General features: G+C 72.0%; 21 protein-coding genes and 1 pseudogene. 9 read left to right on the top strand and 13 right to left on the bottom strand.

The window, feature by feature from the left end:
- Positions 1-95, top strand: a pseudogene (locus tag ACFV2X_RS52900) (ABC transporter permease); the annotation flags it as partial.
- A 73-nt stretch (positions 96-168) separates the two neighbouring features.
- Here ACFV2X_RS52900 and ACFV2X_RS52905 read toward each other — a convergent pair.
- Genes ACFV2X_RS52905 through ACFV2X_RS52920 form a run of 4 tightly spaced genes read right to left on the bottom strand, consistent with a single transcriptional unit; the run spans position 169 to position 2,627 of the window.
- The gene (locus ACFV2X_RS52905; RefSeq protein WP_385630875.1) at positions 169-597 is read right to left on the bottom strand and encodes a RidA family protein; all 429 of its coding nucleotides are present in this window, start codon (positions 595-597) and stop codon (positions 169-171) included.
- 10 nt (positions 598-607) lie between these two features.
- The gene (locus ACFV2X_RS52910; protein ID WP_385630878.1) at positions 608-1,003 is read right to left on the bottom strand and encodes a hypothetical protein; all 396 of its coding nucleotides are present in this window, start codon (positions 1,001-1,003) and stop codon (positions 608-610) included.
- Between the two features lie 26 nt (positions 1,004-1,029).
- Entirely contained in the window at positions 1,030-1,791 is a 762-nt protein-coding gene (locus tag ACFV2X_RS52915) for an SDR family oxidoreductase (protein ID WP_385630881.1), read from the bottom strand.
- Positions 1,792-1,796: 5 nt separating this feature from the next.
- Positions 1,797-2,627 carry an alpha/beta fold hydrolase gene (locus ACFV2X_RS52920; RefSeq protein ID WP_385630883.1) on the bottom strand — a complete coding sequence of 277 codons (831 nt, stop codon included), beginning with the start codon at positions 2,625-2,627 and terminating at the stop codon, positions 1,797-1,799.
- Between the two features lie 153 nt (positions 2,628-2,780).
- On the opposite strand from ACFV2X_RS52920, the gene ACFV2X_RS52925 reads away from it, so the two are divergent.
- The gene (locus tag ACFV2X_RS52925; protein ID WP_385630886.1) at positions 2,781-4,109 is read left to right on the top strand and encodes a PLP-dependent aminotransferase family protein; all 1,329 of its coding nucleotides are present in this window, start codon (positions 2,781-2,783) and stop codon (positions 4,107-4,109) included.
- 76 nt (positions 4,110-4,185) lie between these two features.
- On the opposite strand, the gene ACFV2X_RS52930 is transcribed toward ACFV2X_RS52925, so the two are convergent.
- Both ACFV2X_RS52930 and ACFV2X_RS52935 read right to left on the bottom strand, forming a co-directional pair.
- Positions 4,186-5,064: an alpha/beta hydrolase gene (locus ACFV2X_RS52930; RefSeq protein WP_385630888.1), complete on the bottom strand. Its 879-nt coding sequence runs from the start codon at positions 5,062-5,064 to the stop codon at positions 4,186-4,188.
- 3 nt (positions 5,065-5,067) lie between these two features.
- On the bottom strand, positions 5,068-7,785 hold the full coding sequence (locus tag ACFV2X_RS52935) for an AAA family ATPase (protein ID WP_385630890.1): 2,718 nt from the start codon (positions 7,783-7,785) through the stop codon (positions 5,068-5,070).
- 129 nt (positions 7,786-7,914) lie between these two features.
- Here ACFV2X_RS52935 and ACFV2X_RS52940 point away from each other — a divergent pair, with 129 nt between their 5' ends.
- From ACFV2X_RS52940 to ACFV2X_RS52950, 3 genes are all read left to right on the top strand, one after another.
- Positions 7,915-9,066, top strand: a complete 1,152-nt coding sequence (locus tag ACFV2X_RS52940) for a DUF2993 domain-containing protein (RefSeq protein WP_385630892.1) — start codon at positions 7,915-7,917, stop codon at positions 9,064-9,066.
- Positions 9,067-9,245: 179 nt separating this feature from the next.
- The gene (locus ACFV2X_RS52945; protein ID WP_256982699.1) at positions 9,246-9,371 is read left to right on the top strand and encodes a hypothetical protein; all 126 of its coding nucleotides are present in this window, start codon (positions 9,246-9,248) and stop codon (positions 9,369-9,371) included.
- A gap of 392 nt (positions 9,372-9,763) precedes the next feature.
- Complete coding sequence (locus tag ACFV2X_RS52950; protein WP_385630917.1) at positions 9,764-11,545, top strand: ABC transporter ATP-binding protein; 1,782 nt, start codon at positions 9,764-9,766, stop codon at positions 11,543-11,545.
- Between the two features lie 17 nt (positions 11,546-11,562).
- On the opposite strand, the gene ACFV2X_RS52955 is transcribed toward ACFV2X_RS52950, so the two are convergent.
- From ACFV2X_RS52955 to ACFV2X_RS52975, 5 genes are all read right to left on the bottom strand, one after another.
- Positions 11,563-12,972: a sensor histidine kinase gene (locus tag ACFV2X_RS52955; RefSeq protein WP_385630895.1), complete on the bottom strand. Its 1,410-nt coding sequence runs from the start codon at positions 12,970-12,972 to the stop codon at positions 11,563-11,565.
- The gene (locus ACFV2X_RS52960) at positions 12,969-13,712 is read right to left on the bottom strand and encodes a response regulator transcription factor (RefSeq protein ID WP_385630897.1); all 744 of its coding nucleotides are present in this window, start codon (positions 13,710-13,712) and stop codon (positions 12,969-12,971) included. Before ACFV2X_RS52960 ends, ACFV2X_RS52955 begins: the two co-directional genes overlap by 4 nt.
- A 207-nt stretch (positions 13,713-13,919) precedes the next feature.
- Positions 13,920-15,014, bottom strand: a complete 1,095-nt coding sequence (locus ACFV2X_RS52965) for a S1C family serine protease (protein WP_385630900.1) — start codon at positions 15,012-15,014, stop codon at positions 13,920-13,922.
- Positions 15,015-15,122: 108 nt separating this feature from the next.
- Entirely contained in the window at positions 15,123-16,145 is a 1,023-nt protein-coding gene (locus tag ACFV2X_RS52970) for a LacI family DNA-binding transcriptional regulator (RefSeq protein ID WP_385630902.1), read from the bottom strand.
- 24 nt (positions 16,146-16,169) lie between these two features.
- Positions 16,170-16,985 (bottom strand): winged helix-turn-helix domain-containing protein, encoded by an 816-nt coding sequence (locus ACFV2X_RS52975; protein ID WP_385630905.1) that lies wholly within the window; start codon positions 16,983-16,985, stop codon positions 16,170-16,172.
- 331 nt (positions 16,986-17,316) lie between these two features.
- Here ACFV2X_RS52975 and ACFV2X_RS52980 point away from each other — a divergent pair, with 331 nt between their 5' ends.
- Positions 17,317-18,219: an alpha/beta hydrolase family protein gene (locus ACFV2X_RS52980; protein ID WP_385630907.1), complete on the top strand. Its 903-nt coding sequence runs from the start codon at positions 17,317-17,319 to the stop codon at positions 18,217-18,219.
- Between the two features lie 54 nt (positions 18,220-18,273).
- Here ACFV2X_RS52980 and ACFV2X_RS52985 read toward each other — a convergent pair whose 3' ends face one another.
- Positions 18,274-20,172 (bottom strand): ABC transporter ATP-binding protein, encoded by a 1,899-nt coding sequence (locus tag ACFV2X_RS52985; protein ID WP_385630920.1) that lies wholly within the window; start codon positions 20,170-20,172, stop codon positions 18,274-18,276.
- A 253-nt stretch (positions 20,173-20,425) separates the two neighbouring features.
- Entirely contained in the window at positions 20,426-22,159 is a 1,734-nt protein-coding gene (locus ACFV2X_RS52990; protein ID WP_385630908.1) for an ABC transporter ATP-binding protein, read from the bottom strand.
- Positions 22,160-22,263: 104 nt separating this feature from the next.
- Here ACFV2X_RS52990 and ACFV2X_RS52995 point away from each other — a divergent pair, with 104 nt between their 5' ends.
- From ACFV2X_RS52995 to ACFV2X_RS53005, 3 genes are all read left to right on the top strand, one after another.
- A complete protein-coding gene (locus tag ACFV2X_RS52995) occupies positions 22,264-22,548 on the top strand; it encodes a MoaD/ThiS family protein (RefSeq protein ID WP_385630910.1) in 285 nt (94 codons plus the stop codon).
- 10 nt (positions 22,549-22,558) lie between these two features.
- Complete coding sequence (locus ACFV2X_RS53000; RefSeq protein WP_385630913.1) at positions 22,559-23,950, top strand: hypothetical protein; 1,392 nt, start codon at positions 22,559-22,561, stop codon at positions 23,948-23,950.
- A 152-nt stretch (positions 23,951-24,102) separates the two neighbouring features.
- Entirely contained in the window at positions 24,103-24,798 is a 696-nt protein-coding gene (locus ACFV2X_RS53005) for a DUF2993 domain-containing protein (RefSeq protein ID WP_385630915.1), read from the top strand.
- Positions 24,799-24,965: the final 167 nt, after the last annotated feature.

Raw genomic sequence — 24,965 nt, forward strand, 5'->3', positions numbered from 1 at the left:
GCAACAACTGGTGGATCAGCATCGCCTGGTGCCTCGGCCTGACAGCCCTCGGCTACCGCTGGTCCAAGGCAGTCTTCAACCGCGACCCGAAGTAACCACCCGGACCGCATCCCGCCAGATGGGCGGCGTACCCCGACACCACGTCGGCGTACGCCGCCCCGTCGGCGTTCAGGATGAGACGGCCCCGGCCGGCGGCTCGTCCACGAGCGCGAAGGCCTCGACCTCCAGCACCAGTTCGGGACGGAACAGCGCCGCGACCTGGACGGCCGTGCTGGCGGGCGGGTGCGTCATGTCCACGTACTCGTCGCGTACGGACCGGACCGCGGGCAGGTGGGCCACGTCGGTGACGAAGTAGGTGAGCTTGATGACGTCGTCGAAGGTCGCGCCCGCCGCCGCCAGGCAGCGGCGCAGATTCTCGAAGACCTGCCTGGCCTGCGCGGCGGGATCGCCCGCGCCGACGAGTTCGCCCCGGTCGTCGAGCGCGATCTGTCCGGACACCGCGACCATACGGCCGGAGCCCATGACGACGTTGGTGTAGCCCGTCCCCGGAGCGACGCCCTCCGGGGCCGGTATGTGCGTGAGCCGCTTCTTCTTCATGGCGGCATCCTCACCTCTGAAAGCCCGCCCCACCATCACTTTTCGTGCGGCAGGCGCGCAGCGCCTCGGGGAAGAGGATCCAGCCGTCGATCTCCTGTCCCGACTTCGCGCCGGGCTGCCAGCCCTGGGCGAGGGCCGCGTCGAGGAAGGCGCGGGCCACGCCCGGCTCATGGAGGTTCAGCCAGCCGCGGTCGCGGTCGCCGACCGTGCTCGTGGGGCCGGGCGGGAACCAGGGCTGACGGAAGACGAGCCGCAGGCGGCCGCTGCTGCCTTCCAGGCGGAGGGACAGGATTTCCCGGCAGGTCGAGTAGTCCGGCTGCTTGCCGCCGTCGTGGGTGTGACCCACCGACCACAGATAGGTGTCGGTGCCGACAACGAGCCGACGGGTGCTGCGGGAACGGGCCATGGCGACACGCTACTCGGCCCGTCCGCTCAGGCCCTCTGCACCTGGAACGCCGCGAAGCTCTGGGCGACGGGCATCAGCTCGATGGTGTTGATGTTGACGTGTGCCGGCTGCGAGGCCGCCCAGTGCACGGACTCGGCGATGTCGTCGGCACCGAGTGGCCGCATACCGGCGTAGACGGCGTCGGCCTTCCCCTGGTCGCCCTGGAACCGCACGGTGGAGAACTCGGTTCCGCCGCACATCCCGGGTTCGACACAGGTGACGCGAACGCCGCTGCCGTGCAGGTCGCTGCGGAGATTGAGGCTGAACTGGTGGACGAACGCCTTGGTGGCGCCGTAGACGTTGCCGCCCGGGTAGGGGTAGGTCCCGGCGACCGAGCCGAGGTTGATCACATGGCCCCGGCCGCGTGCGACCATGCCCGGCAGGGCTGCTCGGGTGCAGTGGAGCAGCCCTTTGCAGTTGGTGTCCAGCATCTGCTGCCAGTCGTCGGGGTCGGCCTCATGGGCCGGTTCGAGACCTTTGGCGAGGCCGGCGTTGTTGACCAGGATGTCGATGTGCGCGAAATCCCCCGGCAGGGCGCGGATCGCGCGCTCGACCGCTTGCCGGTCGCGCACATCGAGTTCAAGGGGAAGGACATGGGGGCCGCGCTCCGCGGCGAGTTCCCCGAGTCGGTCGGCCCGGCGGGCGGAGGCGATGACACGGGCACCGTCCGCCGCGAACCGCCGTACGATCGCGGCGCCGAAACCGCTGCTGGCGCCCGTGACCCAAACGGTGGTCGGTGGTGTGGTCATGAGTGTCACCGTGCCGAGGTGGCGGTGGCGGCGGTGGTGGCGGGCAGCGTGCCGAGGAAGCGTCCTAGCGCCGCGTTGAACTCGGCCGCACGCTCCAGGTTCGGCATATGCGCCGCCCCGTCGATGATCGCCAGGGTGGATCCGGGGACGCGTTCATGGATGAGGCGGGCGTCGGCGACGGGGGTGAACTCGTCGTCGCTGCCGACCATGACCAGGGTCGGCACCGCGATGTCCTGGAGCGTATCGGTGTAGTCCGGCCGCTCGGCCCGGCCGCGCAGCGCGGCCGCGGCTCCCTCGGGAGCGGTGCCGGACATCATGGCCAGAACATGTTCGGCGACCGCGGGCAGCGCCCGGATGTTGTGCGGTGCCACCATCTTGGGCAGCACCTCGTCGGCGTAGCCGCCCATTCCCTCCTTCAGCAGGCGTTCCGCCATCTCGTAGCGCCCGGTCCTGCCCTCCTCGGTTTCCGCCGCGGCGAACGTGTCGGCGAGCAGCAGACCGCGGACCCGGCTCGGGAACAGCCGGTGGAACTCCATGACGATCTGCCCTCCCATGGACAACCCGCCGAGGACGAAACGGTCGACGCCGAGGTGGTCGAGGAGACCGGCGATGTCGCGGGCGAATGTCTCCAGCGGTGTCTTGCCGGGGACGACCGTGCTCTCGCCGTAGCCCCTGAGGTCCGGGGTGATCACCCGCCGGCCGGTCCGGCTGAAGTGCTCGACCTGCGGGCGCCACATCGTGCGGTCGAAGGGGTGCCCGTGGACGAGCACCAGTGGATCGCCGCTGCCTTCGTCCTCGTACCCGAGGGTGATCCCGCCAAGGGAGCACGTGCTCATGTGACTCGGCCTTTCTCAACGCGCCGTCGAACGTGCTGGTCACGCCGCGGCGACTTGACTCCTCGAGGCTATGGGGAGCAATCTCTCAGTGCAATAAAAACAATGCTCTCGGTGCAATGTTGGGATTGACTGGAGGATGACCGAGGTTGATCGATGGATGACTACCGCGTAATCGCCGACAGCCTGGCGGCCGACATCGCCGCCGGCCGTATCCGCCCGGGGGAGCGGCTTCCGCCGCAGCGCCGCTTCGCGCGCCAGCGCTCCATCGCGGCCTCCACCGCCGCGCGGGTCTACCAGGATCTGATCCGGCGCGGCCTGGCGGTCGGGGAAGTCGGCCGGGGCACCTTCGTACGGGCGGGCGAGCCCGCCACCGAGCCCGCGCTGGCCGAACCCGGCGGGGCCCGGGTCGATCTGGAGCTCAACTTCGCCGTCCTGCCGGACCACCCGGGCCTCCTCGCGCAGGGTCTGGAACGCCTGCTGCGCCCCGACCAACTGGCCGCCTCCCTGCGGCCGATGACGGCGGCCGGCAGCCCGAGCGCCCGCCGGGCGGCCGCGTCACTGCTGAGCCGCACCGGCTGGGAACCGGAGCCGCGGCAGCTGCTCTTCGCCGGAAACGGCAGACAGGCCATCGCCGCCGCCATCGCCGCCCTCGTACCGCCCGGCGAGCGCCTCGGTGTCGAGACGCTCACCTACCCGCTGGTCAAGGGCATCGCGGCACGTCTCGGCGTCACGCTGGTCCCGCTGGCGATGGACGACGCCGGGCTGCTCCCGGCCGCGCTCGCCGCCGCACCCCCGCTGCGCGCGATCTATCTGCAGCCGACGTTGCACAACCCGCTGGGCATCACCTTGTCCGACGAACGGCGCACCGAACTCGCGGGGCTACTGGACCAGAGGGACATGTACGCGATCGAGGACGGCATCTACGGCTTCCTGCGCCCCGATCAGCCGCCCCTGGCCGCGCTCGCGCCCGAACGCGCCATCATGGTCGACAGCCTGTCCAAGCGGCTGGCCCCGGGGCTCACGCTGGGTTTCCTGGTGGCGCCCGCGCATCTCACGGCCAAGGTCGCCACCGCCCTCCGCTCCGGAACATGGATGGCATCCCGCTTCGCACTCGACGCGGCGACGCAGTGGATGTCCGACGGCACCGCCACCGAGATCGAGCGGACCAAGCGCCATGACGCGGCGGTTCGGCAGCGGATCGCCGCCGAACGGCTGGCCGGATTCAGTGTGCGCGCCGATCCATGCGCCTATCACTGCTGGTGGGAACTGCCGGAACCCTGGCGGGCCGAGACCTTCGTGGCCGCCGCCGCCCGGCGGGGCATCTCGGTCACGCCGGCCGGGGCGTTCGCCGTCGGGCCGGGCCACGCGCCCAACGCCGTACGGCTCGCGCTCTCCTCACCGCCCACGGACACCCTCTCCCATGCGCTCGGCGTGCTGGCCGAGTTGGCGAACGGCACCCCCGACGACGCGGGCCCCGACTGACGCGGGCCCGGACTGACGCCGGTTGAGAGTGACACCGGCCCTGGACCAGACCGGGGCCGGGGCCACCCGGCGGGCGTCACCCGGCCGTGTGCGCGAGGACGGCGGCGCCCAGCTCCTCGTGCACCTCCGGCGGCAGTGTGTGGCCCATGCCCGCCACGATCATCAGCCGTGCCCCCGGGATCCGCTCGGCGATGATCGCGCCGTGGCCCGGCTTGGCCGGCTCATGGCTGCCCTCGATGACCAGTGTGGGCGCCTTCACCCGGTGCAACACGTCCACCGGCTCGAATTCCGGCTTGGCCATCGCGGCCAGCCGGTGGTTGGCCACCGCCGAAAGGTCGCGGGCCCGGTCGTAGATCCGTTCCTGCAGCCGACGCGCCGCGTCCTCGTCGAACGGCAGCCCGGTGCCGTGCAGCACGCGCTGCTCGGCGATCATGCCGTCGATCCGGGCGCGCCGGTCCTCGGGCGGCGGGGCGGCGATCAGCGCGCGGTAGAAGGCCGTGAACTCCGGCGCCGGCTCGGGCAGGCTTCCCTCGGGCTGCGGCTGCCCCATCAGGGCCCGCATGATCACCTGGCCTTCGCCGCCGCCGAGCGGCGAGGAGCCGATGACGGTCAGCGAGCGCACCCGCTCGGGCCGCTCCACCGCGACGAACTGGCCGAGCAGCCCGCCCGCCGAGTGGCAGACCAGATGGGCGCTCTCCAGGCCGTGGGCGTCCAGCACGCGGTATACGTCGTTCTTGATGTCGTCCCAGGTGTACGGCTCCGCCGCGAAGTCGACGGTGTCCGACATACCGGTGTCACGGTGGTCGTACCGGATCACCCGACGGCCTCCGGCGGCAAGGCGGCCGACGAACTCGTCCGGCCACAGGACGCCCTGCGACATCGACCCCATGATCAGCAGGATCGGCGCATCCGTCGCGGCGCCGAACTCTTCACTCCAGATGTTTACTTCTCGCATGTCTCAGAGCATGTCCGCTTCCGCCACGGGCGCCTTCTGTAGAACTACTAGCCGCGCCAGTTCCGTACGGGAGCCGATGCCCAGCTTCGGATAGATCTTGTACAAGTGGTACTCGACGGTGCGCGGGCTCAGGAAGAGCCGGGCGGCGATCTGCTTGCTCGACAACCCGTCGGCGACCAGCCCGGCGATGCGCAGCTCCTGCGGGGTCAGCGCGTCAAGAACGGCGGAGGGCGGGGCCTGTCCGCTCTCGCCCGCCGCCCGCAGCTCACCCTGGGCGCGCCTCGCCCACGGCCGCGCGCCGGCCCGCTCGAACGTCTCCCACGCCATCCGCAGCGGCGCCCGCGCCTCGCCCGGCCGCTGCGCGCGGCGCAGCCGCTCACCCAGCAACAGGGCCGTCCTGGCCGCCTCGAACGGGTTGGTGTGCAGCCGCAGTGCCTCGCCGAACGCCTCCTCGGACGCTGCCTCGGACGACTCGGCCAGGCCCCGGCAGCGGGCCAGCAGAGCGTGCGACTCGGGCGTGGCGGCGTGCGCCGACCACCGCTCGTACGCCTCCAGCGCCGCCCGCGTGGCCGCGTCGTCGCCCGCGCCCACGGCGGCCTCGACGCGATCCGGTGCCATCCGCCACACCACGGTGGGATGCCCGGCGCCCGGTCCCGCCGCGGCGATGGCCGTGAAACGGTCATGCGCCGCCGCGTGGCGTCCCAGGCACAGGTCGAGCATCGCCGACGCGTAGGCGGCGACCCCCGCCCGCAGGCCCACCCGATGCGGTACGGCGATGGCCAGCGCCTCACGGGCCTGCCGTGCGCAGTCCTCCTCATCGCCGCGCAGGGCCGCCAGCACCGCCAGGTTGGCCAGGTGCGCGGCCACCGTGTTCCGGTACCCGGCCTCGCGGGCCAGTTCCAGGCCCTCCTCGGAGACGGCCCGGCTGTTCACCAGCCGCCCGGCGATGCGCTCGGCCGTCGCCACGAACTCCAGCACGACCGGCAGTTGCCCGGTCATCCCCGACACCCTGGCCACCCGTCCGGCCCGGTCGACCATCTCGGTCGCCACGTCCGACTCGCCCAGCCAGCTTGCCGCGGCCGTCGCCCACAGGTACTCCGACGCGTGCCTCAGCTCGCCGGCCCGCGCCAGCGCCCGCCGCAGCAGACCAGGACCGGCCCCGTCGCCGTCCAGCACCAGGCCGATCCCGGCCACCGTGTCCCGCAGAAACCCCTCGGGGTGCGCCGCCGCCCTCCGCCCTAGCTCGACGAGGGCCGCCGTGTCGCCGACGTACGAGGCCGCCTCCGCCGCATCGGCCAGCATGTCGAGGCTGTCGCCCGCCGCCAGGATCCGTACGGCCTCGGCGGCGTTGCCGGAGTTCAGCTCGAACCGGCCGCGGAGCTGGGCGATCCGCATGGCGAGGTCGGCGTCCCCGCCGGCCTGGTCGCGGGCCTCGGCCAGCAGCGACTCCGCCTGCCCCGGGCGGCCGCCGAGCCAGGCCGCGACGGCGGCGTCCTTCAGCCGGGCGGCACGGGCGCGCGGCCCGGGAGTCAGCTCGGCCGCCCTGGCCAGGGCGGTGGCGGCGGCGCCGTAGCCCCCGCGGTCCCGCGCCCGCTCCGCGGCGGCCACCAGTTCGGCGGCGACCCGCTCGTCCTGGCCCATGGCGGCTCCGGCCAGGTGCCAGGCGCGGCTGTCCCCCTCGGTCAGCTCCGCGAGCACGGCATGCACCCGGCGGACGTCGGCGGGGGTGGCCGCCTCATGCACCGCCGACCGGACGAGTGGATGGCGAAAGTGCACGCGCGTGCCCGAGAGCCCGGCCAGCCCGGACTCCTCCAGCTCTGCCAGCGCCATCCGCCCAGCCCCCGCCCGCGCCCGTATGTGCTCACCCGTCCGTACCGTCCGGTCGGCGGACAGCTGGTCGGTGGCGCGCAGCACCAGGCCGAGGTCGGCCGCGACGGCGGCGACCAGTGCGAGCAGCCGGGCAGCGGCGGACAACGCCGCCACCTGCTCACCGAAGAGCCGGGCGCCGCCGGGAAGCGGATCGGGCAGCGGTTCGCGACCGGCGAGCTGCGCGGGCGTCAGGCGGGCGGCGATCTCGCCCAGGGCGAGCGGGTTCGCGCGGGTCAGCGTGACGATTTCCTGGGCCACTCCGGGCGGCACACCGTGACGGGACTCCAGCATCTCGACCGCCGCGGCCCCGGGCAGGCCGGGCACGTCCACCGTCAGCGGCACCCCCTTGACCGGAGCGTCCCCGCGCACGGCGAACAGCATCGCGATCCGTTCCGTCCCCAGCCGCCTGGCGGCGAACAGCAGCGCGTCGGCGGAGGCCGGGTCGACCCACTGGAAGTCGTCGACCACGCAGATCAGCCCGTCCGGCGCGGACGCCTCGGCCAGCAGCGAGAGCACGCCGGCGCCCAGCAGGTACCGATCGCCGTCACCGCCCGCGGCAAGCCCCAGCGCCGCGCGCACGGCGTCGCACTGCGGTTCCGGCAGCGCGTCGAGCGAGCCGGTCACCGGCCGCAGCACCTGGTGCAGCGCCGCGAACGCCAGGTCGGACTCGAGCTCGACGCCGGTGGTCCGCAGCACGCGCATCGAACCGAATCGCGCGGTCGCCGCGTCGAGCAGGGCGGTCTTGCCCGCGCCCGCCTCGCCCCGCAACACCACCGCACCGCCGGAGCCGTCGCGAGCCCGCGCGATCACCTCGTCGAGCGCGCCGATTTCCGCCGATCTTCCGTAGAGCACGAAGCTCACTCTAGGAGCCCTGCCAAAGAGCCCTTCCACACGGCGCACGCCGACGTCGCGCCGTGCTTTTCGCCACGAACCTCCGTCAGCGCTTGCGTCCGGACCGGGCGGGCGTGTTGGGATGGAGTGATGCGATCCCCCGTGCGCATGTTCCTGCCCCTGTCCCGCCAATCTCCCCAAAGCGTCGACTCTCCCCAAAGCGTCAACCCGGATCCGGAGCGCCCGGACCCGGAGCGCAAGGTTCACCGGGGGCTCGCCCGTATTCCGCGCACCACCAAGGTGGCCATCGGGATTCTGCTGGGCGCCATGCTGCTGGTGCTCGCGGACCGCTGCGCCGTGATGTACGCCGAGAAGCGGGCGGAGCGGACGCTGCAGCACAAGCTCGGCCTTGCGGCGGCGCCCAAGGTGAACATCCACGGGTTTCCGTTTCTCACCCAGGTGCTGGGCAAGCACCTGGACGGGGTGGACGTCACCGTCCCCGACGTGGCGGCCGGCCGGGTGACGCTCGCCCGGGTACGGGCCGAGGCCACGGGCATACGCCTGTTCGGAGATCTGCCGCTGCCCCTCGACGGGGCCAAGGCGGCCCAGGTGGACGGGGACGTACTGCTGGCCTTCGACGATCTGAACCGCGAACTGGGCGCCTCGCAGGTGACATTCCGGGTGCTCAACCGCGAATCCGTGCGCGCGGAGGGCGTGTTGCCGGTGGCCGGGCGGCAGGCGCGCATCCACGCCGTGGCGCACATACGGCGGGACGGCGACCGCGGGGTCGCCACCAGCGTCAGCGATATGCGGCTCGACGTCCCCGGCATCGCCACCTACCGGCCCGGACGGCCCGCCCGGCTGCGGCTGCATCCGGAGGCCGCCGAACGCATCAGCCGCGACAAGAAGAAGACGCGGGCGCTGCTCCGGGTGGAGTCCGTGGCGCGGCAGCTCGGCGTCGCGCCCGGGACCGCGGAACAGGCGCTGTGGGACGACAAGCGGCTGAGCCGGATCACCGGGCAGCCGGGCTTCACCGACCGGCTGACGCGCGCCAACCTCGTGGACCTGGTCGCCGACCGCCCCGAGACGCTGGAGCAGGTCGGCGTCGACCCCGTACTGGCCCGGGCCCTGGTGCGGCTGCGGGCCCAGGACCTGACGGAGCGGGTCGCGTTCTCCTTCCAGCTGCCGAAGCAGGTCAAGGGCCTGCGGCTGCGGAACATCACCGTCGAGCGCGACGGCATCCGGGCCGATCTGACGGGCTCGGGGCTGTCCGTGGGCGCCGGCCGGCACTCGGGCGGCTGAGCGCAGCCGGGACGCGGCCGCCAGGCCCGCGGTTCCGGGAATCGTCTGAGAATTCATTCATGAGGGTCTTGGCTGACGCACAGGCTCCTCCGATCTCGCTCACGGATATCCCTCCTAACTTTTTCCGTGTCGAAGCCGAACGGCGAGACATCAGAAAAGGAAAACCGAAAGGAAATCCCATGAGCATTCGCAAGGTCGTTCCGGTCAAGCCCGCCCGCAAGCCCGAGCCGAAGAAGAACTGCCACCCGAAGCCCGCGCCGAAGAAGCACAAGAAGCCCCAGCACCGTCGCCCGATCGGCGGCTGACCCACATACCGGAGGCGGGGGCGCGCGCCCACGGGCGCCGCGGCCCCCCCCGCGCCCGACACCCCCCCGCCGCCCCCGCGCCGCCCCCCCCCCCCGGCCGCCGTCGGGCGGCCCCCCCCCCCGCCGGGGGGGGCGCCGGGGCCGCGGGCCGGGGCCCCCGCCTCGGCCATGTCAGGGCCCGGAGCTGCCCCGGCAGCCGGCCGACGCCAGGAACGGGGACGCCAGGAACGGGAGAGACAGTGAGCTCGACAGTGCGCACAGGCCACGACGACCAGCCGACGATGCGGTTGCGGGCGGTCAGAACCGCGCCCGCCCCCGGTCGCGGCCGCCACCGGCGCCCCGAGGGCTACGACACCGAGGAGGAACAGCCCACCCCGCAGCTGCCCGCGCGCATGGCCTTCCGCCGTTTCTGGCCGCTGACCCGGGGCGACCGCCACTGGCTGGTGCTGATCTGCGTCTGTGTGGTCGCCGCCGCGCTCGCCGAGACGGCCGCGATCCTGTTGTTCTCCAATCTGACGGACCACGCCCTCCAGGAGGGCTCGCTCAGCGCGTTCTGGTCCCCCGCCGGGCAGTGGTTCGCCGTGGCGGTCCTGGGCGCGGCGGTCGGGTACACCGGGAACTCGCTCGCGGTGTGGACCGCCGAGCGCTTCGTACTGCGCCTGCGCGCCCGCGTCTTCGGCCATGTCCAGGACCTGCCGCCGCACTTCTTCCAGCGCCACCGCCAGGGCGACCTGGTCGAACGCCTCACCGGGGACGTCGAGGCCATCGAGCAGATGGTGGTCTCCGGCGTCGTGGGCACCGTATCCGCCCTGTTCAGCACGGTCTTCTTCGCCACCGCCGCCTTCTGGCTGCGCTGGGACCTGGCGCTGGCCACCTTCGTACTGGCGCCGCTGTTCTGGCTGGCCGCCCGGCGCTTCTCGGGCCGGATCAAGGCCGTCGCACGGGAGGAGCGGGTCGCCGACGGCGCGATCACCTCGGTGGTCGAGGAGTCGCTGGGCAACATCGTGCTCACCCAGGCCTACAACCGGCAGGCCGCCGAGGAGAAGCGGCTGCGCCGCGAGGCGCGCGCCTGGATGCGCGCGTCGGTGGCCGGGGCGCGGATGAGCGAGCTGTACGAGCAGCTGGTCGAGGTCATCGAGACGCTGTGCGTCCTCGCCGTCATCGGGCTCGGCGCCTGGGAGATCTCCCAGGACCGGATGACCATCGGCCAGCTCCTGGCCTTCGCGGCCTTCCTCGGCTACCTCTACCCGCCGATCCGCAACCTCGGGCAGCTCGGCCTCACCCTCACCGCCGCGACCGCGGGCGCCGAACGGCTGCTGGACATCCTCGACGCCGAACCCGCCGTCGCCGACCCGCCGCCGGGGGCGGCCATCGCGCCCTGGCGGGTGCACGGCACGGTGGAGTTCGCCCAGGTCGGCTTCCGCTACCCCGGTGCCCGGAAGCGCACCCTGGCCCAGGTCTCGCTCACGGCCGGGCCCGGGGAGTTCGTGCTGATCACCGGCGAGAGCGGGGCGGGCAAGTCGACCGTCTCCAAGCTGCTGCTGCGCTTCTACGACCCGGCCGAGGGCTCCGTACGCCTGGACGGGGTGCCGCTGCACGCCATGCCGCTGGCCTTCCTGCGCGAGAACGTCACCCTCCTGCCGCAGGAGACGCTCATCCTGCACGACACCATCCGCGAGAACATCGCCTGCGGGCGGCCGGGGGCCACGGAGCACGAGATCGTCCAGGCGGCCCGGGACGCGGCGGCCCACGACTTCATCACCGCCCTCCCCGAGGGCTACGACACCCCGATCGACCCCCACACCGCACGGCTGTCCGGCGGCCAGCTGCAGCGCGTGGCCATCGCCCGCGCGATGCTGCGGAACGCGCCCGTCCTGGTCCTGGACGAGCCCACCACCGGGCTTGACGCGCTGTCCGCGCGGCGGGTGGTCAGGCCGCTGAGGCGGCTGATGTCCGGCCGTACGACGATCATGATCACGCACGATCTGAACCTGGCGCCGGACGCCGACCGGATCCTCGTCCTCGACCACGGGCGGGTGGTGGAGACCGGGACGCACCGCGAACTGCTGGCCCTGGGCGGAGCGTACGCGCGGCTGCACGGCTCGCAGAACGGCGCGGATGTCACGGACACAGCCGACACAGGCGAGTTCCCCGCCCCGGTCGCGGGAAGCTGAGCGGGGCGGCGCGGGTGTCAGTCGAGGTCCGGCGGCGGCGTGGGCGCGCCCGGGAGCCGGAGCCAGGCCAGCGTCCCGCCGCCCGGCGCGGGCTGGAGCCCGACCTGGCCGCCGGACTGCTGGACGGTGCGGGCCACGATGGACAGGCCGAGGCCGGAGCCGGGCATGGAGCGGGCGGACGGCGAGCGCCAGAACCGTTCGAAGACATGCGGCAGTTCGTCGTCGGGAATGCCGGGGCCATGGTCGCGGACCGTGAACTGGCCGTCTCTGAGCACGACCTCCACCACACCACCCGAAGGGCTGAACTTCACCGCGTTGTCGAGCAGATTGACCAGCGTCCGCTCCAGCGCCGCCGCCTCCCCGCGTACGTACCAGGGCCCCAGTGAGGCGTCGATCGTGAGATCGGCGCCGCGCAGCCGCGCCCGTTCCAGCGCGGCCGCCGCCACCTCGTGCAACGCGACCACCTGAAGCGGCCCGGTGCCGGGCAGCGCGTCCGGCCGGGAGAGCTCCTGGAGGTCGCCGATGAGCGCGGCCAGCTCGGTCATCTGCGCCTTGACGCTGGCCATCAGCGCCTTGCGGTCGGCGGGCGGCAGCGGCCGGCCGGTCTCCTCGCTGCGCGCGAGCAGTTCGATGTTGGTACGGAGCGAGGTGAGCGGCGTACGCAGCTCATGGCCTGCGTCGGCGATCAGCTGCTGCTGCCGTTCGCGGGAGGAGGCGAGGGCGGCCGTCATGGAGTTGAAGGAGCGGGAGAGCCGGGCGATCTCGTCGTCGCCCTCGGCGGGGATGCGTACGGCCAGGTCCTCCGTACGGGCCACATGCTCGACCGCCTCGGTCAGCCGGTCCACGGGCTTGAGCCCGGTCCTGGCGATCCACAGACCGGCGGCCCCGGCGCCGAGCACCCCGACACCCGCGACCAGGAGCATGACCAGCGCCAGCGTGTCGAGGGGGTCGGTCACCTCGTCGAGGGGGCGGGAGACGGACACGGTCAGCGTGCCGGGACCGGTGCCGGTGCGGACCAGCATCTCCCTGGTGTAGACGCGGACGGCCCGGCCGGTGGTGGTCGTGCCGTCGCGCGTGACCTCCCGCTGCCGGCCGTTGGCGACAGCAGTGTCCGCGTCCGTCACCTTCACCGCTGTCGAGCCGATGACGCACCGGTCGCCGTTCTCCCGGACGAACTGCAGTCCCGCGGGGTCGGGCCCCAGCCGGTCGTCGGTCTGCGGCTTCGACGAACAGGGCAGGCCGATCAGGCGCTCGATACGGTCCGGGGACACGCTGTCGCGCAGCTTCTGGTCCAGCGCGTTGGTCAGCTCCTGGCGGGTGAGGAACCAGCAGGCGAAGGCCGCCACCGCCACCGCGACCGCCACCGCCACCGCGGTCAGCAGCGCCAGCCGCGAGCGGAGCGGCAGCCCGCGGAAGCGGTTCGTCACGGCGTGCCGCCCTCGGCGGTGCGCAGCACATAGCCGACGCCGCGCACGGTGTGCACGAGCCGGGGCTCGCCGCCCGCCTCGGTCTTGCGGCGCAGATACATCACGTACACGTCCAGCGAGTTGGACGTGGGCTCGAAGTCGAAGCCCCAGACGGCCTTGAGTATCTGTTCGCGGGTGAGGACCTGGCGCGGATGGGCGAGGAACATCTCCAGCAGGGTGAACTCGGTGCGGGTCAGCTCGACCCGGCGCCCGCCGCGGTTCACCTCGCGGGTGGCGAGGTTCATCCGCAGATCGGCGAAGGTCAGCTCGTCACCGCCGGTCTCCGCGACGGCCCCCGCGGTGGCCGCGTACGAGCTGCGGCGCAGCAGGGCCCGGATCCGGGCCAGCAGCTCGTCCAGCTCGAACGGCTTGACGAGGTAGTCGTCGGCGCCCGCGTCGAGCCCGGTGACCCGGTCGCCGACCGTGTCGCGCGCGGTGAGCATCAGGACGGGCACGGTCACACCCGTGGCGCGCAGCCGCCGGGCGGCGGTCAGCCCGTCCATCCGGGGCATCAGCACATCGAGCACGATCAGCTCGGGGTCGTACGCGCCGACCTTCTCCAGCGCGTCGAGCCCGTCCAGGGCCGTCTCGGTCAGATAGCCCTCGAAGGCGAGGCTGCGCTGCAGGGCCTCGCGGACGGCCGGCTCGTCGTCGACGATCAGGATGCGGGCGGGCTGGTCGCCGTGCTCGGCGGGGCTCATGGCTCGGGTTCCTCACTCGGAGTCGGCGTGGCGCGCCGACGAAAGGCGGCGATGGCGGGGCGGTGGGCCCGGGTGGGCCCGCTGCCTTCAGCCTCGCACGGGCGGCCGGGCGCGGGCCTGATCATCCCAGGCGGCGGGCCGGTCGGCTGCCGCGGCTGGCACCGCTCGGCTGGCACCGCTCGGCTGGCACCGCTCAGCCGGCACCGCTCAGCTGTTACTGGTGCCGCCGCCGCTGTCGCCGCCGCCGTTGCGCAGATTGTCGAGGTCGGCCTTGACGGTGTTGACGGGGATGGAGAAGCCCAGGCCGATGCTGCCCGCGCTGCTGGAGCTCTGCTGTGCGGCGGACGAGTACATCGCGGAGTTGATCCCGATGATCTGGCCGCTCATGTTGATGAGCGCGCCGCCGGAGTTGCCGGGGTTGAGCGAGGCGTCGGTCTGGATGGCCTTGTAGGTGGTGGTCGAGGAGCCGACGTCGCCGTTGTACCGGCCGCCGCCGAACTCGAACGGCCACTCCCCGCTGCCGCCGCCCGGCCCCTGCCCCTGCCCCTGGCTCTCGTCCGTCGAGACGGTCACATCGCGGTCGAGCGCGGAGACGATACCGCTGGTGACGGTGCCGGTCAGCCCCTCGGGCGAGCCGATGGCCACGACCTGGTCGCCGACCCGGACCCCGCTGGAGTCGCCGAGCGTGGCGGCCTTGAGCCCGCCGGCGCCCTCCACCTTGATCAGGGCCAGGTCCTTGTTCTTGTCCGTGCCGACCACGGTCGCGCTCTTCTTGCTGCCGTCGCTGAAGGTGACCTTGATGGTGTCGGCGCCGGAGATGACGTGGTTGTTGGTGATGATCTCGCCGCCGCTGGTGATGATCACGCCGGAGCCGGTGGACTGGCCGCTGTTGGAGGTGGCGCTGATCTCCACGATGCTCGGGCTGACCGCCGTCGCGACGGCGCTGACCCCGCCGACCTTGCTGGAGGTGGCGTTGACGACGGTGGTCGTGGTGGAGCTGTCCGACTTCTGGGTCGCGTCCGTGACCAGCGCCGCCGCCCCGCCGCCCACGAGCGCCGAGACCACCGCCACCGCCGCGATCAGCAGCGCGGACCTGGAGGGACGCCGCTTACGACGGGCGCTGCCTGGCTGCGGACCGGCCGCCGGGCCGCTCCCGGGCCATACGGTGACCCCCGAGGGAGTGGTGACGGGTTCCTGGGGCGCGTGCGCGGGTGGCGTGGGGTAGCCGGACCAGGCGCCATACGGGGGCTGCGGGTGCTGCGGGGCCTCGTAATCGCCGCTGCGGGGCGTGTTCTCCGTCATGTCTACGACTGTGCGCAGCGAAGATGAGAACTTCCTGAGTGCTCGCTGAGAAGCCCGACAGAAGTCGGTATGCCCGAGATAAGGAAGCCCCCGGGCACATCGCGCGCGTTACGCGCAGCCGCAGGACCGCCGCACCACCAGGGCCGACGGGAACTGGCGCACCCGCTCCCGCCGCGAGGACGCGGGCCGTACCGCGTCGTCCAGCACCAGGTCGACCGCCGCGCGCGCCATCGCGGGCCGGTCGGAGGCGACGGTCGTCAGCGGCGGGTCGGTGAGCGCCGCCTCCTTGACGTCGTCGAAGCCGGCGACCGCCAGCTCACCGGGCACATCGATGCGCAGTTCGCGCGCCGCCCGCAGCACACCGATCGCCTGGTCGTCCGTCGAGCAGAAGATGGCCGGCGGCCGGTCGGGTCCTGACAGCAGTCCCAGGGCGACCTTGTAGGCGTCGTACCGGTTGTACGGGGCCTGGAAGAGCCGCCCCTCGGTGGATCGCCCGGCTTCCAGCATGGCCCGGCGCCAGCCCTCGACGTGGTCGGTGACCGGGTCGCCGACGGTCGGGGTGATCTCGATGCCGCCGATGCACGCCACATACGCGTACCCGTGCTCCAGCAGGTGTCGTACGGCCAGCTGCGCGCCGCCGATGTCGTCCAGCACCACGGCCACGTCGTCGATCGCCTCGGGGCGCTCGTGCAGCAGCACGACGCGGGCGTCCCAGGCCTCGATCTCGGCGGCGGCGTTCTCGCTCAGGCCCTGGCTGATGAGGATCAGCCCGGACACCCGCATGCCCAGGAAGGCGCGCAGATAGTGGACCTCGCGCTCGTCGAGGTAGTCGGAGTTGCCGACCAGCACCATCTTTCCGCGCTCGGAGGCGGCCTGTTCGACGGCGTGCGCCATCTCGCCGAAGAACGGCTGGCGGGCGTCCGGCACGATCAGCCCTATGAGGTCGGTCCGCCGGCTGGCCATCGCCTGCGCGACCCGGTCCGGCCGGTAGCCGAGCTCCTTGATCGCGGCGAGTACCCGCTCGCGCGTGGCCGGGGCGACCGGCCTTGGTCCGTTATTGATGACGTAACTGACGACCGCCGTGGAAGTCCCCGCCAGCCTTGCCACATCATCCCGCGTCACCTTGGCCACGCGCGGAAGTCTACGCGGGTCCAGCTAAGTGTTGGCCGGGCGTGCGGCCCCGGCTTTCACGTTCTCCGCCACATGCTCCGCGCGCGGCGCCCCGTCGGCCGGAGCCGACTCGGGTGCCGCCCTCCCGGCGCCCGACCTGAGCTTGGATTCCTCGCTGCCGCGGTCGCCCTTCTCGGGCGAGACGAAACGGTAGCCCACGTTCCGCACGGTGCCGATCAAGGACTCGTGTTCCGGGCCGAGTTTGGCCCGCAGCCGCCGTACGTGCACATCGACCGTGCGGGTGCCGCCGAAGTAGTCGTAGCCCCAGACCTCCTGGAGCAGCTGCGCCCGGGTGAACACCCGGCCGGGGTGCTGCGCCAGGTACTTCAGGAGCTCGAACTCCTTGAATGTGAGATCCAGCACACGGCCCTTGAGCTTCGCGCTGTACGTGGCCTCGTCGACCGACAGATCGCCGTTGCGGATCTCCATCGGGCTGTCGTCCGTCGTGATCTGCTGGCGGCCCATCGCCAGCCGCAGCCGCGCCTCGACCTCGGCCGGACCGGCGGTGTCGAGCAGAACGTCGTCGATGCCCCAGTCCGCGGTGACCGCGGCGAGGCCGCCCTCGGTCACCACGAGGATCAGCGGACAGCCGGGGCCGGTGGAACGCAGCAGCTGGCACAGGCTGCGCACCTGGGGCAGATCACGGCGGCCGTCGATGAGGATCACATCGGCACCGGGGGTGTCCACCAGCGCCGGTCCCTCGGCCGGGGCCACCCGCACGCCGTGCAGCAGCAGCCCGAGCGCGGGAAGCACCTCCGTCGAGGGCTGTAGCGCGTTGGTCAGCAGGAGGAGGGAGCTCATCGGTGATCACCCGCCCCGGACGTCGTTCTATGGTCGTACACGCTTCGCTCGCCCATTACGTCGGTTCCTCCTCGGTCCCTTGCGAGAGGGGGCACCTCCCAGGCCCTGCCTGGGGGAGTATGCGGCTACTGCTTCGTACCTGGCTGACTAGCACTACTTCGTGCGCACTGCTTCGTATGTACTGCTTTACGCGACTCAGCACCACTTTGTGCCGGGCTGCGGCTCCGCGCCCTGGAGCGCGTGTGCGCTCAAACGCGCGGAACGCGCCTGAAAGCACAAAAGGACCCGGGGGCTGCTTTGCCCGGATCCTCTTCCCAGAAGAATAACCCACATGACACGTGGGATTAAGGCTGTATCCGCGTCGCCTCCTGTTTCCTTGATCACGGAGCGTGGACGGCTGACCAGGTTGTTGACGGACGACGGGGTGGCGATCGAGGCCGCGTACGCGCCGTTTCAGCCGTATGGAGTGGGGTCGGGCACGGGCCCGGCCCCGGGTCCGGCCATCGTGGTCGCGCATGGTTTCACGGGTGCTCTGGAGCGCCCTGCGCTGCGCCGCGCCGCGGCTGCGCTGGGCCGCCACGCGGCCGTGGTCACCTTCTCTTTCCGGGGTCACGGACGCTCCGCCGGACGCTCCACGGTCGGCGACCGCGAGGTCCTGGACCTGGCCGCCGCGGTGCGGTGGGCGCGGCGGCTCGGGCACCGGCGGATCGCCACGGTCGGGTTCTCGATGGGCGGCTCGGTGGTGCTGCGGCATGCGGCGCTGTACGGGGCGGCGGCGCCCGGAGCTCCGGGGACTCCGGGGGCTCTTGAAGCAAAAGCAGGCGCAGGGGCGCGCGAAGCGGCGCACACCGACGCCGCGGTGGCGGTGAGCGCGGCGGCCCGCTGGTACTACCGGGGGACCGCCCCCATGCGCCGTGTGCACTGGGCGATCACCCGGCCGGCCGGGCGCCTGGTCTCCCGCTACGGGCTGCGCACCCGTATCGACTCCCGCGGCTGGGACCCCGAACCGCTCTCACCGGTCGCCGCCGCGCCGCTGATCGCCCCCACGCCCCTGCTGATCGTCCACGGCGACCAGGACCCCTACTTCCCGCTGGACCATCCGCGGACGCTCGTGGACGCGGCGGACCCGTCGTCCACAGAGCTGTGGATCGAACCGGGCTTCGGCCACGCGGAGAACGCGGCCGGCCCCGCCCTGCTGAGCCGGATCGCCGCCTGGGCGACGGCCCACGTCTGACCGGCCACGTCCGCACGACTACATCCCGCTGTCACGCCCGCGCGCCGGCACCGCTCACTCCGACTCGGCCACCGGCTCCGCGAACTGCGCCTCGTACAGCCGCGCATAGGCGCCGCCCGCCTCCCGCAGCGACTCATGGGTGCCCTGCTCCACGATCCGCCCCGACTCCATCACGAGGATCACGTCCGCGTCGCGGATCGTCGACAGCCGGTGGGCGATCACAAAGCTGGTGCGGCCGGTCCGCAGGGAGGCCATCGCGTGCTGGATCAGCACCTCCGTACGGGTGTCGACCGAGCTCGTGGCCTCGTCCAGGACCAGGATCGCCGGTTCCGCGAGGAACGCCCGGGCGATCGTGATCAGCTGCTTCTCACCGACGCTGATGTTGGAGCCCTCGTCGTCGATCACCGTGTCGTAGCCGTCCGGCAGGGTCCGTACGAAGCGGTCGACATGCGTGGCCCTGGCCGCCTCCACGATCTTGTCGAAGGACGCGCCCTCCGCCCCGTACGCGATGTTGTCCGCGATCGTCCCGCCGAAGAGCCAGGTGTCCTGGAGCACCATGCCGATGTTGGAGCGCAGCTCCTCCCGGGACATGGCCGCGATGTCCACCCCGTCCAGCGTGATCCGCCCGCCGCTGACCTCGTAGAACCGCATCAGCAGATTGACCAGGGTGGTCTTGCCCGCACCGGTCGGTCCGACGATGGCCACCGTCTGGCCCGGCCGCACCGCCAGCGACAGGTCCTCGATCAGCGGCTTGTCGGGGTCGTAGCGGAAGGAGACGTCCTCGAACTCGACCCGGCCGCGCACCCGCTCGGGCCGCGCCGGCTTCGCCGCGTCCGGCTCCTGCTCATGGGCGTCCAGCAGCTCGAAGACCCGCTCGGCGGAGGCGACGCCCGACTGCACCAGATTGGCCATCGAGGCGACCTGGGTGAGCGGCTGGCTGAACTGGCGCGAGTACTGGACGAATGCCTGGACGTCGCCGATCGACAGCGCCCCACTGGCCACCCGCAACCCGCCGACCACGGCGACCAGCACATAGTTGAGGTTGCCGATGAACATCATCGCGGGCTGGATGATCCCGGAGATGAACTGGGCCCGGAAGCCCGCCTCGTACAGCTTCTCGTTCTGCACCCCGAAGAGCTCGGCGGACTCCTTCTGCCGGCCGAAGACCTTCACCAGCGAGTGGCCGGTGTACATCTCCTCGATATGGGCGTTGAGCTTGCCGGTGGTCTTCCACTGCTGCACGAACTGCGGCTGCGCCCGCTTGCCCACCTTCGTCGCCACGACCACCGAGACCGGCACGGTCACCAGCGCGACCAGCGCCAGCAGCGGCGAGATCCAGAACATCATGGCCAGCACGCCCACGATGGTCAGCAGCGAGGTCATCAGCTGGCTGAGGGTCTGCTGAAGCGTCTGCTGGATGTTGTCGATGTCGTTGGTGGCCCGCGACAGCACCTCGCCGCGCTGCTGCTTGTCGAAGTACGACAGGGGCAGCCGGGCCAGCTTGTGTTCGACCTCCTCGCGCAGCCGGAAGACCGCGCGCTGCACCACGACCGTGGCGATACGCGCCTGGAAGAGGTTGAGCAGCGAGGAGAAGGCGTAGATCACGGTCACCCACATCAGCACGGTCCCGACCGCGCCGAAGTCGATGCCCTGGCCGGGGACCACGTCCATGGACGCGACCATGTCGGCCACCGTGCCCTGGCCCTCGCGCCGCAGCCCCTCGACCGCCTCCGCCTTGCTCACGCCCTCGGGCAGCTGCCGCCCGATGATGCCCGCGAAGATCAGGTCCGTGGCCTGGCCGAGGATCTTCGGGCCGAGCACCGAAAGCCCGACGCTGACCGCGCACAGCGCGAGCACCGCCAGTGCCATCCCGCGCTCGGGCCGCAGCGTCGCCAGCAGCCGGCGGCTGGAGCCCTTGAAGTCCATGGAGCGCTCGGTCGGCTGGCCGCCCATGAAGCGCCCGGGGCCGGCCGCGGGCGCGGGGCCTCTTCGGGGTGCGGCGGTACTGGGCGGCGGTTCCTTGGACAACGGCACGCTGGAGGTACTGGCTGCCGGGGCGCTGGACGCGGGAGCACTCTTCTCGCTCACGCCCCTTCCTCCCGCTCAGTCTTGGCGCGCTTCAACGCGCGGGCTTCCCTCGTCGCTGCTCGCTCCTCCGTCGCTGCGCGGCTCCTCAGTCCAGCCCGCACAGCGCGCCAAGACACGCTCATGCTGCCTCCTGCTCGGTGAGCTGGGAGAGCACGATCTCCCGGTAGGTCTGGTTGTTGTCCATCAGCTCGGCGTGGGTGCCGGTGCCGACGACCCGCCCCTCGTCGAGGACCACGATCCGGTCCGCGCCGCGGATGGTGGACACCCGCTGGGCGACGATGACCACCGTCGCGTCCTCCGTCTCATCCGCCAGCGCGGCGCGCAGCCGCGCGTCCGTGGCGTAGTCCAGGGCCGAGAAGGAGTCGTCGAAGAGGTACACGGCCGGCTGGCGGACCAGCGCGCGGGCGATCGCCAGCCGCTGCCGCTGACCGCCGGACACATTGCCGCCGCCCTGCGCGATGGGGGCCTCGAGCCCGCCCTCCATGCGCTCGACGAAGTCACGGGCCTGGGCGATCTCCAGGGCCTGCCACAGCTCCTCGTCGGTCGCGTCCGGCTTTCCGTACCGCAGGTTTGAAGCGACGGTGCCGGAGAAGAGGTACGGCTTCTGCGGCACCAGGCCGATGGACTCGGCCATCAGGACCGGGTCCATGTCGCGTACGTCGACCCCGTCGAGGTGCACACTGCCGTCGGTCGCGTCGAACAGCCGGGGCACCAGGCCCAGCAGGGTGGACTTGCCGCTTCCGGTGGAGCCGATGACGGCCGTGGTCTGACCGGGCCTGGCGACCAGTGAGACATCGCGCAGCACCGGCTCCTCGGCGCCCGGGTAGCGGAACTCCACGCCCCGCAGCTCCAGCAGGCCCCGGCGCTCCAGGGGCGGGACGGGCCTCAGGGGCGGGGCGACGCTGGTCTCGGTCTCCAGCACCTCCTGGATGCGCTCGGCGCACACCTCGGCCCGCGGCACCATCATGAACATGAAGGTGGCCATCATCACAGCCATCAGAATCTGCATCAGATAGCTGAGGAACGCGGTCAGCGCGCCGATCTGCATGTCCCCGCTGTCGATGCGGTGCCCGCCGAACCAGACGACGGCGACGCTGGAGAGGTTCACCACCATCATCACGGCCGGGAACATCAGCGACATCAGCCGTCCGGCCTTCATCGACACGTCGAGCAGCTCGGTGTTGGCCCCGGTGAAACGGTCCCGCTCGTGCTGGTCGCGGACGAAGGCCCGGATCACCCGGATGCCGGTGATCTGCTCGCGCAGCACGCGGTTGACGGTGTCGATGCGCTCCTGGACGCCGCGGAACAGCGGGCGCATCTGCCGGACGATCAGCGAGACGATGATGCCCAGGGTCGGCACGATGAGCAGCAGCAGCCCGGAGAGCGGCACATCCTGGTTGAGCGCCATGATGATGCCGCCCACACACATGATCGGCGCCGAGACCATCAAGGTGAACGACATCAGGACCAGCATCTGGACCTGCTGTACGTCGTTGGTGGTACGGGTGATGAGGGAGGGCGCGCCGAAGTGGCCCACCTCACGCGCCGAGAAGGACTGCACGCGGTCGAAGACGGCCGCGCGCACATCGCGGCCGAGTGCGCTCGCCGTCCGGGCGCCGTAGTAGACGGCGCCGACGGAGCAGACGATCTGCGCCAGCGTGATGGCGATCATCAGGCCGCCGACCTGCAGGATGTAACCGGTGTCACCCTTGACGACACCGTGGTCGATGATGTCGGCGTTGAGGGTCGGCAAATAGAGCGTCGCCAGTGTCTGCACCAGTTGCAGTACGACGATCAAGGCAATCGATTGGGTGTAGGGCCTCAGGTACGCCCGTATAAGTCGGACCAGCACACCGGAACCCTAAGCGAGGGTCCTAGGGCGTGCCCCTGGATTTACCGGTCTGCCGCCGGACCCCGTCATCATGGGGGGCGGCAGATGACGGGAGAGGGATCGCGATGGCGATGAAGAACACGGCGGGACCGCCGGCCGGCACCATCCGGTACTGGGCCGCGGCCAAGGCGGCCGCCGGCACCGCCGAGGAGCCGTACGCCGCGGCGACGCTCTCCGAGGCCCTGGCCGCGGCCCGGCAGCGGCACACCGCGCGGCCGGAGTTCGCGCGGGTGCTGGGGCGCTGTTCGTTCCTGGTCGACGGGGCCCCCGTCGGCACCCGTGATCACAAGACGGTCCAACTGGCCGAGGGCGGCACGGTCGAGGTGCTCCCGCCGTTCGCAGGAGGGTGACCCCGACGTCATGAGCAACCAGCCGCAGCACCCCGGGAATCATCCGTACGACCCTTATGGGCCGAACGGGTCGGCCGAGCCGCCGTACCAGGCTTACGAGGGATACGAGGGACACGAGGGCCAGGCGCAGCAGGGCGCGTACGGGTCCTACGCCCCGCAGGGGCAGTACGACGCGCACAGCCAGTACGACCCCCATGGGCAGCAGCCCGCCGCCTGGCAGGGCTACGACGGGCAGCAGGGGTACGACGGGCAGCAGGCGTATCAGCAGGGGTACCAGCACCCGCAGCAGCAGGGGTATCCGGAGCAGGGGTACGCACAGCACGGGTACCACCAGGGCGGTCAGGCCCACCAGCAGCAGACGTACCAGGGGAACCAGCCGCACCAGGCGCAGGGATACCACGGACAGCAGGGCCAACAGGGGTACCAGGGGCAGCAGGCAGGTCAAGGGCAGCAGGGATACCAGGAGCCGTACGCCGCCGCCTGGGACGGTCAGCGGCAGCACGCCCCGGCCGCCCAGACGACGGCGGACACCATGCAGTTCGCAGCCGCCCCGCGCACCCCGGCCACCCAAACCGTGCCGTCGCCCTCGACTCCGGCCGAGCCCGCCGCCGAGCCCGCCGCATCCGCCAAGCCGCTCACCGCCGCCGAGCAGGCCCGCGCCGAGGGCCGCCCGATGATCCTCTCCCCGGGGCTGACGCCCGCCGCCCTGACCGCCGTGCTCGCCGCCCTCCTCGCGGCCACCGCGCCGCTGGCCCGGCCGGCCGTGGCCGTCGTCGTGGCGCTGCTCCAGGCGGTCACCGCGGCCGGCTGGTTCCGGCTCAACGGCATGTGGCCCGCCCGGCAGGGCATCGCGCTGGCCTTCGCGGGCGGTCTGGCCGCGGACATCGGCCTGCTGACCACCGAGCGCGCCCACGCCCCGACGGTGCTCATGGGCACGATCGGCGTCTGGCTGCTGCTGGTGCTGATCCTCCAGCTGCGCAGCCACGCCTCGCCCGACGAGCGGCTGTACGGGTTGACGGCGACCGTCGCCTCGACCGCGGTCACCGTGATCGCGGCCGGGCACCTGGCCGCGGTCGCCGAGTCCTCGGACGCCGTCGTGGTCGGGGCCGCCGCCGTCGCCGTGGCGGCGCTCGTGCGGGCCCTGCCGCTGCCGGGCGCGGCCTCCGCCGTCCTGGCGCTGGCGGCGTCCGCGGGCGCGGGCCTGGCGGCCACCCGGGTGACCGACACCGGCACCACCAACGCCGTGCTGCTGGGCCTGGCGGCGGGGGTGTGCGCGCTGATCGGACTGCGCGTGGCCAGCTACGACTATCCGTCCCGCTTCGTCCATATGACCGCGGGCGTCGCCCTCCCGCTCGCCGCCGCGGCCCCGGCGGTCTATGTCATCGGGCGCGCCCTGGGGTGATCCGGACCCCGCCGTACGGTCCGGACCCCGCCGTGTGATCCGGGCCTCGCCATGTGATCCGGGCCTCGCCGCCCGGCCACGCCCGCATCGCTGCGGTTAGGCTCGCAGCCTCAGGCGTGGGCCTGAGCCAGAGCATGGGGGACCCCAACACAATGCGCGCACTGCGAATCACGGCGATCGTCTTCGTCGTACTCGGCATTCTGTTCGTCGCCGCCGACCGCCTGGCGGTGTACTTCGCGGAATCCGAGGCCGCCGACAAGATCAAGAGCAGTCAGGGGCTGACCAACACCCCCGACGTCTCGATCAAGGGCTTCCCGTTCCTGACCCAGGTCGCAGGCAAGGAGCTGGACGAGGTCGAGATCGGCATGGACGGGCTGACCACGGACGCGGGGGGCGGCCGTACGGTGCGCGTCACCAAGCTCAACGCCTCGCTGCACAACGTCCGGATATCCAGCAGCTTCTCCTCCGCCACCGCCGACAGCGCCACCGGCTCCGCGCACATCAGCTACGCGGACCTGTCCACGGCGGCCGGCCAGGGCATCACGGTCGGCTACGCCGGGAAGGACGAGTCGGGCCGGGCCCGCGTCAAGATCACCGGACAGCTGATGGGCCTGAGCATGAGCACGTACTCCACGGTCACCATCGTCAATGGCGACACGATCCGGATGCGCGCCGAGTCCGTCCCGGGCAGCAAGATCCCCGGGTGGGAGGAGAAGGTGCGCCAGCGCACGGACATCGACCGGAAGATCGACGGCCTGCCGACGGGCATGCGGCTCGACAAGGTCGAGACGGACAAGGACGGCATAGACGTATCGGTCGTGGGTAATAACGTCGAGCTGGCGGGCTGAGCCGACGGCACCCCCGGCGCCGCCCTCCCCTTGCGGCCCCCTCCCCCCACGTCGTTCCTCCAGATCATTCCTCCTGTCCATCCGCTGAGACGATCTCGTCCGCGATGGCAGACATACAGCGGACATCCAGGGGCGTCCGGTGCCCCGCCGACCACGCGGCGGGGCAC

It is taken from the genome of Streptomyces sp. NPDC059679 (assembly GCF_042734105.1).
Taxonomy (GTDB): Bacteria; Actinomycetota; Actinomycetes; order Streptomycetales; family Streptomycetaceae; genus Streptomyces.

What these genes read in the sequence shown, in the direction of transcription:
- ACFV2X_RS52905 (WP_385630875.1), bottom strand. Translation starts at nt 597, where the DNA reads ATGAAGAAGAAGCGGCTCACGCACATACCGGCCCCGGAGGGCGTCGCT.
- ACFV2X_RS52910 (WP_385630878.1), bottom strand. Translation starts at nt 1,003, where the DNA reads ATGGCCCGTTCCCGCAGCACCCGTCGGCTCGTTGTCGGCACCGACACC.
- ACFV2X_RS52915 (WP_385630881.1), bottom strand. Translation starts at nt 1,791, where the DNA reads ATGACCACACCACCGACCACCGTTTGGGTCACGGGCGCCAGCAGCGGT.
- ACFV2X_RS52920 (WP_385630883.1), bottom strand. Translation starts at nt 2,627, where the DNA reads ATGAGCACGTGCTCCCTTGGCGGGATCACCCTCGGGTACGAGGACGAA.
- ACFV2X_RS52925 (WP_385630886.1), top strand. Translation starts at nt 2,781, where the DNA reads ATGGATGACTACCGCGTAATCGCCGACAGCCTGGCGGCCGACATCGCC.
- ACFV2X_RS52930 (WP_385630888.1), bottom strand. Translation starts at nt 5,064, where the DNA reads ATGCGAGAAGTAAACATCTGGAGTGAAGAGTTCGGCGCCGCGACGGAT.
- ACFV2X_RS52940 (WP_385630892.1), top strand. Translation starts at nt 7,915, where the DNA reads ATGCGATCCCCCGTGCGCATGTTCCTGCCCCTGTCCCGCCAATCTCCC.
- ACFV2X_RS52945 (WP_256982699.1), top strand. Translation starts at nt 9,246, where the DNA reads ATGAGCATTCGCAAGGTCGTTCCGGTCAAGCCCGCCCGCAAGCCCGAG.
- ACFV2X_RS52950 (WP_385630917.1), top strand. Translation starts at nt 9,764, where the DNA reads ATGGCCTTCCGCCGTTTCTGGCCGCTGACCCGGGGCGACCGCCACTGG.
- ACFV2X_RS52960 (WP_385630897.1), bottom strand. Translation starts at nt 13,712, where the DNA reads ATGAGCCCCGCCGAGCACGGCGACCAGCCCGCCCGCATCCTGATCGTC.
- ACFV2X_RS52965 (WP_385630900.1), bottom strand. Translation starts at nt 15,014, where the DNA reads ATGACGGAGAACACGCCCCGCAGCGGCGATTACGAGGCCCCGCAGCAC.
- ACFV2X_RS52975 (WP_385630905.1), bottom strand. Translation starts at nt 16,985, where the DNA reads ATGAGCTCCCTCCTCCTGCTGACCAACGCGCTACAGCCCTCGACGGAG.
- ACFV2X_RS52980 (WP_385630907.1), top strand. Translation starts at nt 17,317, where the DNA reads ATGACACGTGGGATTAAGGCTGTATCCGCGTCGCCTCCTGTTTCCTTG.
- ACFV2X_RS52985 (WP_385630920.1), bottom strand. Translation starts at nt 20,172, where the DNA reads ATGGGCGGCCAGCCGACCGAGCGCTCCATGGACTTCAAGGGCTCCAGC.
- ACFV2X_RS52995 (WP_385630910.1), top strand. Translation starts at nt 22,264, where the DNA reads ATGGCGATGAAGAACACGGCGGGACCGCCGGCCGGCACCATCCGGTAC.
- ACFV2X_RS53000 (WP_385630913.1), top strand. Translation starts at nt 22,559, where the DNA reads ATGAGCAACCAGCCGCAGCACCCCGGGAATCATCCGTACGACCCTTAT.
- ACFV2X_RS53005 (WP_385630915.1), top strand. Translation starts at nt 24,103, where the DNA reads ATGCGCGCACTGCGAATCACGGCGATCGTCTTCGTCGTACTCGGCATT.